General features: G+C 60.7%; 14 protein-coding genes. 12 read left to right on the top strand and 2 right to left on the bottom strand.

Annotation, left to right across the window (positions count from 1 at the left end; genetic code table 11):
* Window positions 1-239 precede the first annotated feature (239 nt).
* From QR290_RS21815 to QR290_RS21800, 4 genes are read left to right on the top strand one after another with little or no spacing between them, the layout of a single operon-like run.
* A complete protein-coding gene (locus QR290_RS21815; RefSeq protein ID WP_039770687.1) occupies window positions 240-710 on the top strand; it encodes a (2Fe-2S)-binding protein in 471 nt (156 codons plus the stop codon).
* Window positions 707-3,028 carry a xanthine dehydrogenase family protein molybdopterin-binding subunit gene (locus tag QR290_RS21810; RefSeq protein WP_289203598.1) on the top strand — a complete coding sequence of 774 codons (2,322 nt, stop codon included), beginning with the start codon at window positions 707-709 and terminating at the stop codon, window positions 3,026-3,028. The genes QR290_RS21815 and QR290_RS21810 overlap by 4 nt, the downstream gene beginning before the upstream one ends.
* Entirely contained in the window at window positions 3,028-4,008 is a 981-nt protein-coding gene (locus QR290_RS21805) for an XdhC family protein (protein WP_115078853.1), read from the top strand. The genes QR290_RS21810 and QR290_RS21805 overlap by 1 nt, the downstream gene beginning before the upstream one ends.
* The gene (locus QR290_RS21800; RefSeq protein WP_115078852.1) at window positions 4,005-4,601 is read left to right on the top strand and encodes a nucleotidyltransferase family protein; all 597 of its coding nucleotides are present in this window, start codon (window positions 4,005-4,007) and stop codon (window positions 4,599-4,601) included. Before QR290_RS21805 ends, QR290_RS21800 begins: the two co-directional genes overlap by 4 nt.
* Before the next feature lie 67 nt (window positions 4,602-4,668).
* Here the strand turns inward: QR290_RS21800 and rne are convergent, their stop codons facing one another.
* Complete coding sequence (gene rne / locus QR290_RS21795; RefSeq protein WP_289203597.1) at window positions 4,669-7,905, bottom strand: ribonuclease E; 3,237 nt, start codon at window positions 7,903-7,905, stop codon at window positions 4,669-4,671.
* 699 nt (window positions 7,906-8,604) lie between these two features.
* Between rne and rluC the strand changes: the two genes are divergently transcribed.
* Genes rluC through sppA form a run of 3 tightly spaced genes read left to right on the top strand, consistent with a single transcriptional unit; the run spans window position 8,605 to window position 11,230 of the window.
* Window positions 8,605-9,567 (top strand): 23S rRNA pseudouridine(955/2504/2580) synthase RluC, encoded by a 963-nt coding sequence (gene rluC / locus QR290_RS21790; protein ID WP_085696997.1) that lies wholly within the window; start codon window positions 8,605-8,607, stop codon window positions 9,565-9,567.
* Window positions 9,554-10,216: an HAD-IA family hydrolase gene (locus QR290_RS21785; RefSeq protein WP_289203596.1), complete on the top strand. Its 663-nt coding sequence runs from the start codon at window positions 9,554-9,556 to the stop codon at window positions 10,214-10,216. Before rluC ends, QR290_RS21785 begins: the two co-directional genes overlap by 14 nt.
* Before the next feature lie 24 nt (window positions 10,217-10,240).
* Complete coding sequence (gene sppA / locus QR290_RS21780) at window positions 10,241-11,230, top strand: signal peptide peptidase SppA (RefSeq protein WP_262161323.1); 990 nt, start codon at window positions 10,241-10,243, stop codon at window positions 11,228-11,230.
* Between the two features lie 46 nt (window positions 11,231-11,276).
* On the opposite strand, the gene QR290_RS21775 is transcribed toward sppA, so the two are convergent.
* Window positions 11,277-11,855, bottom strand: a complete 579-nt coding sequence (locus QR290_RS21775) for a Maf family protein (RefSeq protein ID WP_289203595.1) — start codon at window positions 11,853-11,855, stop codon at window positions 11,277-11,279.
* A gap of 106 nt (window positions 11,856-11,961) precedes the next feature.
* Between QR290_RS21775 and QR290_RS21770 the strand changes: the two genes are divergently transcribed.
* From QR290_RS21770 to fabG, 5 genes are all read left to right on the top strand, one after another.
* On the top strand, window positions 11,962-12,489 hold the full coding sequence (locus tag QR290_RS21770; RefSeq protein ID WP_003204262.1) for a YceD family protein: 528 nt from the start codon (window positions 11,962-11,964) through the stop codon (window positions 12,487-12,489).
* Window positions 12,490-12,502: 13 nt separating this feature from the next.
* Window positions 12,503-12,685, top strand: coding sequence for a 50S ribosomal protein L32 (rpmF, locus tag QR290_RS21765; RefSeq protein ID WP_003179396.1), 183 nt, complete (start codon window positions 12,503-12,505; stop codon window positions 12,683-12,685).
* A 4-nt stretch (window positions 12,686-12,689) separates the two neighbouring features.
* Entirely contained in the window at window positions 12,690-13,700 is a 1,011-nt protein-coding gene (gene plsX, locus QR290_RS21760) for a phosphate acyltransferase PlsX (RefSeq protein WP_074688106.1), read from the top strand.
* Window positions 13,701-13,825: 125 nt separating this feature from the next.
* Window positions 13,826-14,764, top strand: coding sequence for an ACP S-malonyltransferase (gene fabD / locus QR290_RS21755; RefSeq protein ID WP_007950787.1), 939 nt, complete (start codon window positions 13,826-13,828; stop codon window positions 14,762-14,764).
* Between the two features lie 16 nt (window positions 14,765-14,780).
* Window positions 14,781-15,524, top strand: a complete 744-nt coding sequence (gene fabG / locus QR290_RS21750; protein WP_065257231.1) for a 3-oxoacyl-ACP reductase FabG — start codon at window positions 14,781-14,783, stop codon at window positions 15,522-15,524.
* Window positions 15,525-15,636 lie beyond the last annotated feature (112 nt).

Here is a 15,636-nt window from a genome sequence, read left to right as displayed (position 1 = left end):
GCTTTCAAGGCTGAACCAAAGCCCTGCACTATTTAAAAAGTGCAGGGCTTTTTTGTTAATCGCGGGTTAACGTAGCCAGCTAACGATACCAGTCATTTGCTCCACCAAAGGCCCGGTGCAGACGTTCCCGTCGGCACAAGAGAGCCTGATTAGCCTGAGCCGATCTGCGCGAACCACCACCGTCCCTGCGGTGGCAGATGGCTCGACCCCATAACCTCCATGAATATGCGGGCGTGCCCATGATTACCCTGAAACTTAATGGTCAAGACCATCCACTCGATGTCACCGAGGACATGCCGCTGTTGTGGGCAATCCGTGACGTCGCCGGTTACAACGGCACCAAGTTCGGCTGCGGCATGGGCCTGTGCGGTGCGTGCACCATTCATATCGACGGCGCGCCGGCGCGCAGTTGCATCACCCCGATCGGTTCGGTGGTCGGGCAGAACGTGACCACCATCGACAACCTGCATGCCGACCCGGTCGGCCAGATCGTCCAGCAAGCCTGGCTCGACACGGCTGTGGCCCAATGCGGTTACTGCCAGGGCGGGCAGATCATGTCCGCCACCGCGTTGCTCAAGACCAACCCGAACCCGAGCGACGAGCAGATCGAAGAAGCGATGGTCGGCAACATCTGCCGCTGCGGCACCTACAACCGGATCAAGACCGCAATCCGTCAGGCATCCACTCACCTGAAGGAGGCCAAGGCATGAGCCGTCTACCGAACGATTTTGCCCTGAGCAACCTGAGTCGCCGGGGCTTTCTAAAGGGCGTCGGCGCCACCGGTGCGTTGGTGCTGGCGGCGAGTTGGGGCTGGCAGGATGCGCTGGCCGAAGACAAGCCAAAACAGTTCGGCGCCGATGGCATGCCCAACGGCTGGATCGACGATCCGAAGGTTTACGTCAGCATTGCCGCCGACGGCACAGTGACTGTGGTCTGCAACCGTTCGGAAATGGGCCAGGGCGTGCGCACCAGCCTGACCATGGTGGTCGCCGATGAACTGGAAGCCGACTGGGCGCACGTCAAAGTTCAGCAGGCGCCGGGTGATGAAGTGCGCTTCGGCAACCAGGACACCGACGGCTCGCGCAGCATGCGTCACTGGTACGAACCGATGCGCCGTTGCGGCGCTGCGGCGCGGACCATGCTGGAGCAGGCTGCCGCTGCGCAGTGGAAGGTGCCGGTCGGCGAATGTCGCGCGCAACTGCATAAAGTCATTCACACACCGTCCGGGCGCGAGCTGGGTTACGGTGAGTTGGCCGCTGCAGCCAGTGCGCTGACGGTGCCGGCTCGTGACAGCCTGCGGCTCAAGCAGCCGTCGGAATTCCGCTACATCGGCAAGGAAGGCACCAAGGCCATCGACGGTGCCGATATCGTCAATGGCCGCGCGGTGTACGGCGCCGACGTGCATTTCGACGGCATGCTGTTTGCGGTCATCGCGCGTCCGGCGGTGTACGGCGGCAAGGTCAAGTCGGTGGACGACAGCGCCGCGCTGAAAGTGCCGGGCGTCCTCAAAGTCATCCAGATCGAACCCCGGCCATTGCCTTCGGAATTCCAGCCGTTGGGCGGCGTAGCGGTAGTGGCCGCCAATACCTGGGCTGCATTGAAGGGCCGCGAGGCACTGAAAATCGAATGGGACGATGGCCCGAACGCCACTTATGACTCGGTCGCCTATCGCAAGGAGATCGAAGCCGCTTCGCTGAAGCCGGGCAAAGTGGTGCGCAATAACGGTGACATCGACAAAGCCATCGGCAGTGCCGCCAGCACCCTGGAAGCCTCTTATTACTTGCCGCATCTGGCTCAGGCACCGATGGAGCCGATGGTCGCCATCGCCCGTTACAAGGATGGCACCTGCGAGGCGTGGGCACCGAGCCAGGCGCCGCAGGTCACCCGCGAGCGGATCGCCGAACGCCTGGGGCTGCCGTTCGATAACGTGACCTTCAATGTCACGCTGTTGGGCGGTGGTTTCGGCCGTAAGTCCAAACCGGACTTCGTCGTTGAAGCGGCCGTGCTCGCCAAGGAATTTCCTGGCAAGGCAGTGCGTGTGCAGTGGACCCGGGAGGACGACATCCACAACTCGTATTTCCACACCGTATCCGCCGAATACCTCAAGGCCGGCGTCGGCAAGGACGGTTTGCCGTCCGCCTGGCTGCACCGTACGGTGGCGCCGAGCATCACTGCGCTGTTTGCGCCGGGCATGAATCACGAAGCCGCGTTCGAGCTGGGCATGGGCTTTACCAACATGGCCTACGCGATTCCCAACGTGCGCCTGGAAAACCCTGAAGCCACGGTGCATACGCGGGTCGGCTGGTATCGCTCGGTGTCGAACATTCCCCATGGTTTCGCAATCCAGAGCTTTGTCGACGAACTGGCGCACAGGGCCAAGGAAGATCCGCTCAAGTACCAGATCAGGCTGCTCGGCCCGGATCGGCAGATTGATCCGCGCACGCTCAGTGAAGAATGGAACTACGGCGAATCTCCCGAGCGTTATCCGATCGACACCGGACGCATGCGCACCGTACTGGAAACGGCGGCCAAGGCGGCGGGTTGGGGGCGTCAGTTGCCCAAGGGTCGTGGTCTCGGGTTGGCCGTGCATTACAGCTTCGTCACCTACGTGGCGGCGGTGATCGAAGTCGAGGTCAAGGACGATGGCACGCTGATCGTGCACAAGGCCGATATCGCCGTGGATTGCGGCCCGCAGATCAACCCCGAGCGGATCCGCTCGCAGTTCGAAGGCGCCTGCGTGATGGGCCTGGGCAACGCCGTATGGGGCGAAATCAGCTTCAAGGACGGCAAGGTGCAGCAGGACAACTTCCATATGTATGAAGTGGCGCGGATGTCGCTGGCGCCGAAGGAAGTCGCGGTACATCTGGTGACGCCGCCGGGCGAGGTGCCATTGGGCGGTGTCGGTGAGCCGGGCGTGCCGCCGATTGCGCCGGCGCTGTGCAACGCGATCTTCGCCGCCACCGGTCAGCGCATTCGCAACCTGCCGGTGCGTTACCAGTTGCAGGGCTGGCAAAAGGCGCAAGCGTGATGGACAGCGCCGATCTCAATGTCCTGCGCAGCGTGCTCGAATGGCGCCGCGCCGGGCAGCGGGTAGTGTTGTTCAGCGTGGTGCAGACCTGGGGCACCGCGCCCCGGGCGCCCGGCGCGATGTTGGGGCTGCGTGAGGATGGCGTGGTGATCGGTTCTGTGTCCGGCGGTTGCGTCGAAGATGATCTGATCGCCCGGCTGCACGATGGGCGGATTCCCGCCAACGGGCCGCCGGTGCAGTTGATCACCTACGGCGTGACGCAGGAAGAAGCCGCGCGCTTCGGCCTGCCTTGCGGCGGCACCTTGCGCCTGACCGAGGAGCGGGTCGGCGATCCGGCGTGGGTCGCCGAGTTGCTGGCCCGCTGCGAGGCTCATGAAATTGTCGCGCGCGAACTGAACATCGGCACTGGCGAAGTGGTGTTGCGACCCGCCGGCAAGACCGACACCTTGAGCTTCGACGGCCAGACCCTGCGTGCCATTTACGGTCCGCGCTGGCGTCTGCTGTTGATCGGCGCGGGGCAATTGTCGCGGTACGTGGCTGAGATGGCGCGGCTGCTGGATTTCGAAGTGCTGATCTGTGATCCGCGTACCGAGTTCGTCTATGGCTGGGAAGAGCAGCATGGGCGGTTTGTCCCCGGCATGCCGGACGAGGCGGTGCTGAATATCCAGACCGATGAACGCACGGCGATTGTCGCGCTGACTCACGATCCACGTCTGGACGACATGGCGCTGCTCACGGCGCTCGACTCCAAAGCGTTCTATGTCGGTGCGCTCGGCTCTCGGGTCAACAGCATCAAGCGCCGGGAAAATCTCGCTGAGCTAGGCTTGTCAGAAGCAGCCATCGCCCGTTTGCACGGGCCGATCGGTTTGCATATTGGCAGCCATTCCCCGGCGGAAATTGCCTTGTCGCTGTTGGCGGAAATCGTCGCGATCAAGAATGGTGTCGAGCTCAAGCAGAAGAAAACAGTGGAGAGTGTATGAGCCGAACCATCGGAGTGATTGTGCTGGCGGCGGGCGAGGGCAGCCGCTTTCGCGAAGTGGCAGGCGCTGACAAGGACAAGCTGCTGGCCGATTGCACCGGGCGCGATGGCGCGGTGCGTTCGGTGATCGAGCAAGTGCTGGTGAATCTGCCGGCGAGTCTCGAGAAGCGAGTGCTGGTGACGACCGAGGCGCGCCCGCAGGCGATGCGCATGGCGCAGGCTTATGGGTGTGACATTGTCTTGATCGAATCCACGGGAATGGGCGACAGCATCGCGGCGGGTGTGGCAGCGTGCCCGGATGCCGATGGATGGCTGATTGTGCTGGGGGATATGCCGTTCATCCTGCCGTCGAGCATTGAGCGGATCGTGGCGGCGATTGCCGAGGATGCGGTCAGCGTGCCGACGTTGAACAGTGACTATGGGCATCCGGTCGGGTTTGGTCGCTCGTTTGCAGCGGGGCTGATGGCCTTGTCCGGTGACCGGGGCGCGCGACCGTTGTTTGCCCAAGGGCGGGTGGTTGAAGTCGCGGTGGATGATCCAGGCGTGTTGTGGGATATCGATGTGCCCGACGCGTTGGTCTTCCCGCCGTCCTGATAAAACCTTGAGATATAAAAAAGCCCCGCCTGGATTACCAGGCGGGGCTTTTTATTGGCGTTTGGAATCAGACGAGGGGTTTAGGCTCGTGTTCTTTTTCCTGAGCCTCTTCGTGTTGCTCGACTGCTTCCTGAACGGAGCGTGGTGCTTCGGCAATCACGGCTTCAACGGCAACTTCTTCGGCGACCGGGGCAGGAGCTGCCTCGACCACTTCGGCAGCTGGAGCAGCAGCGGCGGCAGCCAGTTCGGCTTCCTTCTGCAGACGCTCTTCTTCACGCTTGCGACGACGCACTTCACGCGGGTCGTTCGGCGCACGGCCGCTTGGAGTCAGGGCGCTGACCGGCGCGACGACTGGAGCCGCTTCAACTACCGGAGCAGGTGCTTCGGCGACCACTGGCGCTTCGACGACTGGTGCTTCAACGACAGGAGTCGGTTCAGCAATCACCACCGGCTCGGCAGCCTTGGCTTCTTCAACAACCGGCGCTTCAACCACTGGCGCTGGTGTTTCAGCGACAGCCGGCTCGGATACCCAGTTGAAAGCGGTTTGTTCTTCGCGAACTTCACGCACGGTTTCGGTCACGGTTTCAGCGACGGTTTCGACAACCGACTCTTCAACTACGGCCGGTGCTTCGAAGGTCGCCGCTGGTTCGGCAGCCGCTTCAACCTGAGGCTGAGCTTCGCGAACCGGAGCCACTTCGACTTCCGGAGCAGCAGCTACTTCTACCGGAGTGGTTGCTTCAACGACCGGCGCTTCTACTGGAGCAGTTTCCAGGGTTGCAGCGGTGGCGCGTTCGGCTTGCTCGTTGGCCTGAGCTTCAGCTGGAGCGCTGATCACGGTGCTGGCAACAGCAGCGGTAACAGCCAGACCAGCGGCCAGATCGGCAGTGCTTGGCGCTTGAGCGTTTTCGCCGGACTCGGACTCTTCCGAACCTTCGATCACGTTGCCGTTGGCATCACGCTGACGCTCGCGACGGTTGCTGCGACGACGCTGACCACGGGAGCGGCGGCGTGGACGATCGCCTTCGGCGTTCTCCGAACCGTCTTCCGGCAGTTGCTCTTCGTTGGTGTTCACTTCTTCTTCAGCTACGGCAGCAGCGGCTTGTTCGGCACGCGGTTGACGCTCTTCACGCGGAGGACGTGGCGCACGTTCTTCACGTGGCTGACGAGCCGGACGCTCTTCAGCGGTGGCGGCAGCAGCAACGGCCGGAGCGGCATCCAGAGGCTCGCGCAGTTCACGTACGCGTTCTTCACGCTCGCCACGTGGCTTGCGGTCTTCACGCGGAGCGCGTGGTGCACGCTCTTCACGAGGAGCGCGTGGTGCACGCTCTTCGCGGGCTGCCGGTGCTTCGTCACGGGATTCGCGTGGCTCGCGGACTTCACGTGGTTCGCGCGGCTGACGCTCTTCACGCGGCTCACGTGGGGCGCGCTCTTCACGCGGTGCACGTTCTTCGCGCGGCTTGCGTTCTTCATCGCGGCGACCGTTACGGTTGCGGCTCTGCTGACGACCGTTGCGACGCTCTTCGTTGCGGGCCGGACGCTCGGTGGCTGGTTTTTCAACCACAACCGGAGCAACAGGCTCTTCCTTGGTGGCGAACAGACTGACCAGCGACTTCACCAGGCCTTTGAACAGGCTTGGCTCTGGCGCGGCAACCGGAGCAGGTGCCGGGGCCGGAGCGGCGGCTTCGGTCGGAACCGGAGCGTTGGCGCGGGCCGGAGCAGTCTTGACGGCGGCTTCCTGGCGAACCAGGGTGCGGGTCGCGGCGGCTGGCTGGACGTCTTCGACATCGGCGGCAGCGGCAGCGATTTCGTAGCTGGACTGGTTGGTCGCGGCTTCCGGGCTGTCATCACGCAGGCGTTGAACTTCGAAATGCGGAGTTTCGAGGTGATCGTTCGGCAGGATGACGATGCGGGCGCGGGTGCGCAGTTCGATCTTGGTGATCGAGTTGCGTTTTTCGTTGAGCAGGAACGCGGCCACCGGGATCGGCACTTGTGCGCGAACTTCGGCGGTGCGGTCTTTCAGGGCTTCTTCTTCGATCAGGCGCAGGATCGCCAGGGACAGCGATTCGACGTCACGGATGATACCGGTGCCGCTGCAGCGCGGGCAGACGATGCCGCTGCTTTCGCCCAGCGAAGGACGCAGGCGCTGACGGGACATTTCCAGCAGGCCGAAGCGCGAGATGCGACCGATCTGCACACGGGCGCGGTCGGCTTCCAGGCATTCGCGGACTTTCTCTTCCACGGCGCGCTGGTTCTTGGCAGGGGTCATGTCGATGAAGTCGATGACGATCAGGCCGCCGATGTCGCGCAGGCGCAACTGACGGGCGATTTCTTCAGCCGCTTCAAGGTTGGTCTGCAGGGCGGTTTCTTCGATGTCGCTGCCTTTGGTGGCGCGGGCCGAGTTGATGTCGATGGACACCAGGGCTTCGGTCGGATCGATGACGATGGAGCCGCCGGAAGGCAGTTCGACGACGCGCTGGAAAGCGGTTTCGATCTGGCTTTCGATCTGGAAACGGTTGAACAGCGGAACGCTGTCTTCGTACAGCTTGATCTTGCTCGCGTACTGCGGCATCACCTGGCGGATGAAGGTCAGGGCTTCGTCCTGGGCTTCAACGCTGTCGATCAGCACTTCGCCGATGTCCTGGCGCAGGTAATCGCGGATGGCGCGGATGATCACGTTGCTTTCCTGGTAGATCAGGAACGGCGCGGAACGATCCAGCGAGGCTTCCTTGATGGCGGTCCAGAGTTGCAGCAGGTAATCGAGGTCCCACTGCATTTCTTCGCTGCTGCGGCCAAGGCCTGCAGTGCGCACGATCAGACCCATGTCGGCTGGAGCGACCAGACCGTTCAGCGCTTCACGCAGTTCGTTGCGCTCTTCGCCTTCGATGCGACGGGAGATGCCGCCGGCACGCGGGTTGTTCGGCATCAGAACGAGGTAACGACCGGCCAGGCTGATGAAGGTGGTCAGGGCTGCGCCCTTGTTGCCACGTTCTTCTTTTTCGACCTGAACGATGACTTCCTGGCCTTCGCTCAGGACGTCCTTGATGTTGACGCGGCCTTCAGGGGCTTTCTTGAAGTATTCGCGGGAGATTTCTTTGAGGGGCAGGAAGCCGTGGCGCTCGGAGCCGAAATCGACAAAGGCAGCCTCAAGGCTTGGTTCGATGCGAGTGATGCGGCCTTTATAGATGTTGGCCTTTTTCTGCTCGCGTGCACCGGATTCGATGTCCAGGTCGTAGAGGCGCTGGCCATCTACCAGTGCAACACGCAACTCTTCGGGTTGAGTTGCGTTAATCAGCATTCTTTTCATGTAGTACCGTCGGTTTCCGGGCTGCCGGAAACGGCGTTCGGCACACACGACTTCTCACGGTCGGTGTCAGGTGCGTCGGGAGTGGTTGGCCATTCCCGTGTCCAGCGATGTCCGGCCAATTGGGCCGTTATCGCGACGTACGCGTCCTGCTTGCTGTGGCTACTTAAGCACTCAGTCAGGAGGAGGAATCAACCGGTGGCTGTGGACGAGATGAAGCGTCTTGATAAAACCTGTTGCTACACAGTCCAGCGGTTGTGCATCTCCACCCTACACGTATCCCTGATAATTCGGGTGCTGCCGCGCGCAGAATCCGCAGCGGGTTGGCATTTACCGTGAGCTCCGAAAGGGGAGGTCACGCATCATGGCTAATTCAGGCGGTGTTTCCGGAGTCTTCGCTCGGGGTCATCCGCGGCTGACTGCACTTTGTGAACTGGCCGTGAATATGGCTCGCGTGGCGAGTGAAAACTCTGCTTTGCGGCGTGATTCAGGCCTCATGTCACCTGCGCTTGTTACAGCTGCAAACTCCACCGTTACGTAGCAAAAGCCCCGTAGGACGGCCTCGCGTCCTGGTGAATTGCGTTGGTCAGGGCCGGTTTTTGACCGTGGTTCCGCTGTCCAGGCCGCTTTTGGCGGCGTTCGCGACTATAGCAGCAATGATTAAGTGCTTCAATTCCATAAAAAATTGTTATTATCCGCGCCATGACGACTACTGCCCCTACGACTCCAGGCGTTCAACTGCTTGAGGTCTCGCCGGAATATGCCGGCCAACGAATCGACAATTTTCTCCTCGCCCGGCTCAAAGGCGTGCCCAAGACCTTGATTTATCGCATTTTGCGCAAAGGCGAAGTGCGGGTGAACAAAGGTCGGATCAAGCCCGAATACAAGCTGCAGGCCGGCGATATCGTGCGCGTGCCGCCGGTTCGCGTGCCTGAGCGTGATGAGCCGGTGCCTTTGGCCCAAGGCTTGTTGCAGCGCCTGGAAGCCTCGATTGTCTACGAAGACAAGGCCCTGATCGTGATCAACAAGCCCGCCGGCATTGCGGTTCACGGTGGCAGCGGCCTGAATTACGGCGTTATCGAAGCCTTTCGTCAGTTGCGTCCGGATGCCAAGGAGCTCGAGCTGGTCCACCGTCTCGATCGCGACACCTCCGGGCTGCTGATGATCGCCAAAAAACGCAGCATGTTGCGCCACTTGCATGCCGCGTTGCGCGGTGACGGAGTCGACAAGCGCTACATGGCACTGGTTCGCGGCAACTGGGCGACCTCGATCAAGCAAGTCCGGGCGGCGCTCGGCAAGAGCAATCTGCGCTCCGGTGAGCGCATGGTCGAGGTCGACGAGGAGGAGGGCAAGGAGTCGGTGACCGTGTTCAAGGTCCTGCGTCGCTTTGGCGATTTTGCCACTTTGATCGAAGCCAAGCCGATCACCGGTCGCACGCACCAGATCCGCGTCCATACGTTGCACGCCGGGCACTGCATTGCCGGTGACACCAAATACGGCGATGACAGTTTCAGTAAGGAAATCCGTGATCTGGGCGGCAAGCGCCTGTTCCTGCACGCCTACATGCTGACCGTGCCCCTGCCCGATGGCGGTGAACTCAAGTTGCAGGCGCCGGTCGATGAAATGTGGGCCAAGACTGTGGAGCGATTGAGTGCGCCCATCTGATTACAAACTGCTGATTTTCGATTGGGACGGCACTTTGGCCGATTCCATTCATCGGATTGTCGAGGCGATGCACTCGGCGTCCGGGCGTTCGGGTTTCGAGTTGCGTGATGACTTTGCCGTCAAAGGCATCATCGGTCTGGGCTTGCCCGAAGCGATCCGCACCTTGTATCCGGAAATCAGCGATGCGGAAATGACCTTGTTCCGCGAGTATTACGCGGATCACTACATCGCTGCAGAAGCCGTGCCTTCGCCGTTGTTCGAAGGCGTCGTCGAGTCGATGGCATCGTTTCGCGAGCAGGGCTATCACCTGGCTGTCGCGACCGGCAAGAACCGTCGCGGGCTGGATCGAGTGCTCAAGGCCAATGGCTGGGAAGATTATTTCGATATCACCCGCGCTGCCGATGAAACTGCAAGCAAGCCGCACCCTCTGATGCTGGAACAGATCCTTGCGCATTGCGGCGTACGTGCCGAACAAGCGCTGATGGTCGGTGACTCGTCCTTCGATCTGTTGATGGCGCGCAATGCGGGGATGGATTCGGTGGCGGTCAGTTATGGCGCGCAGTCGATCGAATCGCTGCAGCAGTTCGAACCGCGACTGTCGATTGACCATTTTTCCGAATTGCATACCTGGCTGGGGAAGCAGGCTTAATACGTTTTTGCTGGGGTGGATGGGATGACCGACGAATGGAAAGCACCGGCCAAGGCAACTGCTGACGACGGTGACGCGAAAAGCTGGAAGCTGCTGGAAAAGACTCTGCTGGCTGGCGTGCAGGAACAGCGCCGGTCGCGCCGCTGGGGCATCTTCTTCAAGCTGTTGACGTTTGTTTATCTGTTTGTTGCGCTGATTCTGTTCACGCCGTTGATGGATATGGAGAAAAGCGCTACGCGCAGCTCCAACTACACCGCGCTGATCGACGTCACCGGCATGATTGCCGATAAAGAGCCTGCCAGCGCCGACAATATCGTCGGCAGCCTGCGGGCGGCGTTCGAGGACAAGAAGGTCAAGGGCGTGATCCTGCGCATCAACAGTCCGGGCGGCAGTCCGGTGCAGTCGGGTTATGTGTATGACGAGATTAAGCGCCTGCGCGGCCTGCATCCGGATACCAAGTTGTACGCGGTGATCTCCGATCTGGGCGCTTCCGGTGCTTACTACATCGCCAGTGCTGCTGATCAGATCTACGCCGACAAGGCGAGTCTGGTAGGTTCCATTGGTGTGACGGCGGCCGGTTACGGGTTTGTCGGCACCATGGAGAAGCTTGGCGTCGAGCGTCGCACTTACACTTCCGGCGAGCACAAGGCGTTCCTCGACCCGTTCCAGCCGCAGAAGCCGGAAGAGACAGCGTTCTGGCAGAGCGTGCTCGATACCACGCACAAGCAGTTCATCAACAGCGTCAAGCAGGGGCGTGGCGATCGCTTGAAAGACAAGGATCATCCGGAGCTGTTCTCCGGGTTGGTCTGGTCTGGCGAGCAGGCATTGCCGCTGGGGTTGATCGATGGGTTGGGTAATGCCAGCTCGGTGGCGCGTGACGTGATTGGCGAAAAGGAACTGGTGGACTTCACCGTTCAGGAATCGCCGTTCGACCGCTTCTCGAAGAAGCTCGGTGCCAGCGTTGCCGAGAAGCTGGCAATGTGGATGGGTTTCAACGGTCCGTCGTTGCGCTGATCGATTGCTGCAAAAAAAACCGGCCTGAGGGCCGGTTTTTTGTGGGTCAGGGAATCTGTACGCCTTCGACCAGCAACATGTCGATCAGGCGAATCAGTGGGAGGCCGATCAGGCTGGTAGCGTCGGGGCCTTCGGTGGATTGAAACAGGCTCACCCCCAGTCCTTCGGCCTTGAAGCTGCCGGCGCAGTCGTAGGGTTGCTCGGCGTGCAGGTAGCGCTCGACGCGGGCCTGGTCCAGTGCGCGCATGTGCACGGTGAAAGGCACGCAGTCGACCTGGCAGTGGCCGGTCTGGCTGTTGAGCAGGGCCAGGCCGGTGAGGAAGGTCACGCTGGCGCCGCTGGCGGCCATCAGTTGGTCGCGAGCGTTTTCGAAGGTGTGCGGCTTGCCGATGATGCGCTTGCCGAGTACGGCAACCTGGTCGGAACCGATGATCAGGTGAGCAGGGTGGCTGTCGGCCAGGGCTCGGGCCTTTTGTTCGGCGAGGCGTTTGACCAACTCTATTGCCGACTCGTCCGGGCGATGGCTTTCATCGATATCCGGCGAGCTGCAGACGAACGGCAGGCGCAGGCGGCTGAGCAATTCCCGACGATAGGTCGAGCTTGAAGCGAGTAATAAAGGCAGCATTCGCATCTCCAGAGGCAGGCGACAGATTCTAGCGGAGCCGCGCAAGTGACGGACAGGGCACAATTTCCTTTGACATGGGTGGGTGCATCCCTATAATGCTGCGCCTATGTTGAATGACCCGATTCCACCTCACGTTGACCCGCGCAAATTGGCTGACCGTGGCACCACCCTTCAAGGTGAACTGCTGCTGGCCGATTTGAAGAGACTCTGCGACCCGCTTTCCGACGATGTCGGTACGGTGCAGGCAAAATTCGTTTTTGAACGAGATGAACGTAAATCTGTGGTAATCCACAGCTTTATCGACACCGAAGTCAAAATGGTTTGCCAGCGTTGTCTTGAGCTGGTCACCCTGCCGATCCACAGCGAATGCAGTTACGCTGTAGTGAAGGAGGGTGCGAATACCCAGTCGTTACCGAAAGGTTATGACGTGCTGGAACTGGGCGAAGATCCATTGGATCTGCAGTCACTGATCGAGGAGGAGCTTCTGCTCGCCTTGCCCATTGTGCCTGCTCATCATCCGGAAGAATGCCAGCAGCCGGCGGGAGCAGATGAGCCCGAACCGAGCGAGGACGAGGTAACGCGGTCCAACCCGTTCAGTGTATTGGCGCAGTTAAAGCGTGACCCAAACGTTTAGGAGTTAATCAATTATGGCTGTTCAGCAGAACAAAAAATCCCGCTCTGCCCGTGACATGCGCCGTTCGCACGACGCTCTCGAGGCTAGCACCCTGTCTGTAGAAAAAACCACTGGTGAAGTTCACCTGCGTCACCACGTATCGCCAGAAGGCGTATACCGTGGCCGTAAAGTGATCGACAAGGGCGCTGACGAGTAATCACTTGTCCGCTCAAGTCATCGCGATTGACGCAATGGGCGGGGACTTCGGTCCCCGCAGCATTGTTCAGGCCAGCCTTGCTTGCCTTTCTGCTACACCCTCGCTGCACCTGACCCTCGTCGGTCAACCCTCCCTTCTTGAAGAATTGATCACCGGCCAATCGGCTGCCGATCGCGCGCGCCTGACGATTGTTCCGGCGTCCGAAGTCATCACCATGGACGAAAAACCTGCTCAGGCCCTGCGTGGAAAGCCGGACTCGTCGATGCGTGTCGCCCTCGAATTGTTGCGTGATGGCAAGGTTCAGGCTTGTGTCAGTGCAGGCAATACCGGTGCGTTGATGGCCCTGTCGCGATTTGTGCTCAAGACTCTGCCGGGAATTGATCGTCCGGCCATGGTCGCCGCGATCCCTACCCAGAAGGGCTACTGTCAGCTGCTCGATCTGGGCGCCAACGTTGATTGCAGCGCCGAGCACTTGTTGCAGTTCGCCGTGATGGGTTCCGTGGCGGCGCAAACCCTGGGCATTGCCCGTCCGCGCGTCGCGTTGCTGAATATCGGCACCGAAGACATCAAGGGCAATCAGCAGGTCAAGCTGGCTGCAACCTTGTTGCAAGCGGCCCGAGGCATTAATTACATCGGTTTCATCGAAGGCGACGGCTTGTATCGGGGCGAGGCGGACGTAGTGGTTTGCGATGGTTTCGTCGGCAATATCCTGCTCAAGTCCAGCGAAGGCCTGGCGACGATGATCGCTGCGCGCATTGAAGCCTTGTTCAAGAAAAATCTGGCCTCCCGCGCTGTTGGCGCTCTGGCGCTGCCATTGATGAAGCGTCTGCAGGCTGATCTGGCGCCTGCGCGACACAATGGCGCAAGCTTCCTCGGTTTGCAGGGGATTGTCGTGAAAAGTCACGGTTCAGCCGGGGTTCAGGGGTTTCAGAGTGCGATTCAGCGAGCGCTGATCGAGATTCAGGAGAATCTCCCCGAACGCCTGCACGGCCGTCTGGAGGATTTGTTGTCTTAGGCGTTTTCGTCGGACAATGCTTAAATGTGACCGCCCGGTTCAAAGGGCCATCCAACTGTCAGTTTCTTGCGTCCCTCTAGCGGGATGCCATTTTTCCGACGACAAGATCATTAGGGGCTTGTTACATGTCTGCTTCCCTCGCATTCGTCTTTCCAGGACAGGGTTCGCAGTCCCTCGGCATGCTGGCCGAGCTGGGCGCGCAACATCCACTGATCCTCGAAACCTTCAAAGAAGCATCCGATGCTCTGGGCTATGACCTGTGGGCGCTGACCCAGCAGGGCCCGGAAGAGCTGCTTAATCAAACCGACAAAACCCAACCGGCCATTCTGACCGCTTCGATCGCCCTGTGGCGTCTGTGGCTGGCGGAAGGTGGTGCGCGTCCGGCCTTCGTTGCCGGTCACAGCCTGGGTGAATACAGCGCGCTGGTCGCTGCCGGCAGCTTGAGCCTGGCGGACGCGGTAAAGCTCGTCGAGCGCCGTGGCCAGTTGATGCAGGAGGCCGTTCCGGCCGGGCAGGGTGGCATGGCTGCCATCCTCGGTCTGGAAGATGCCGACGTTCTCGCTGCCTGTGCTGAAGCAGCGCAAGGCGAAGTGGTCAGCGCGGTGAACTTCAACTCCCCGGGCCAGGTGGTGATCGCCGGTGCCAAGGCTGCCGTTGAGCGCGCCATCGAAGGCTGCAAGGCTCGTGGCGCCAAGCGTGCCATGCCGCTGCCGGTCAGCGTGCCGTCGCACTGCGAGCTGATGCGTCCGGCTGCCGAGCGCTTCGCCGAATCCATCGCTGCCATCGACTGGCAGGCGCCGCAGATCCCTGTGGTACAGAACGTCAGCGCTCAGGTGCCGGCGGATCTGGAAACCCTCAAGCGTGATCTGCTGGAGCAACTCTACAAGCCGGTCCGTTGGGTCGAGTCCGTACAGACCCTGGCCGCCAAAGGCGCGACCAATCTGGTCGAGTGCGGCCCTGGCAAGGTGCTGGCCGGTCTGAACAAACGTTGCGCCGAAGGCGTTTCGACTTCCAACCTCAATACCCCAGACGCTTTCGCTGCTGCCCGTGCAGCGGCTGTCTGAATCAGGAGAAGCTTGCATGAGTCTGCAAGGTAAAGTTGCACTGGTCACCGGCGCAAGCCGTGGCATCGGCCAGGCTATCGCGCTGGAACTGGGTCGTCAGGGCGCCATCGTTGTTGGCACCGCGACTTCCGCTTCGGGCGCCGAGCGTATTGCTGCGACCCTGAAGGAAAACGGCATTCAGGGCGCAGGTTTCGAACTGAACGTCACCAGCGACGAATCGGTCAGTGCAGTGTTGGCAAGCATTCAGGAGCAGTTCGGTGCGCCGGTGGCGATTCTGGTCAACAATGCCGGCATCACCCGCGATAACCTGATGATGCGCATGAAAGACGACGAGTGGTACGACGTGATCGATACCAACCTGAACAGTCTGTATCGCCTGTCCAAGGGCGTTCTGCGTGGTATGACCAAGGCGCGTTGGGGCCGAATTATCAGTATTGGCTCGGTGGTGGGTGCCATGGGCAACGCTGGCCAAGTAAACTATGCAGCCGCCAAGGCCGGTCTGGAAGGTTTCAGCCGTGCCATGGCGCGTGAAGTCGGTTCGCGTTCGATTACGGTCAACTCGGTAACCCCAGGGTTCATCGACACCGATATGACTCGCGAGCTGCCTGAAGCACAGCGTGAAGCCTTGCAGACGCAGATTCCGCTGGGCCGTCTGGGACAAGCTCAAGAGATCGCGTCCGTGGTCGCTTTTCTAGCATCCGACGGTGCGGCATACGTGACCGGGGCTACAATCCCGGTTAACGGCGGGATGTACATGTAATTCAAATGTGACGGATTGCTTCAAAAAAATGTCATACGAGCTGTCTAAAATCCGTTATAAAGCTGCAATCTATTTATAGGCAGAGGGCTGCAGGGTTTGAGGAGTGAAGCTT

This window comes from Pseudomonas fluorescens (genome assembly GCF_030344995.1).
GTDB lineage: Bacteria > Pseudomonadota > Gammaproteobacteria > Pseudomonadales > Pseudomonadaceae > Aquipseudomonas > Aquipseudomonas fluorescens_BF.
The sequence above is the reverse complement of the archived record's forward strand: the minus strand, read 5'-3'. Positions and strand labels throughout refer to the sequence as shown.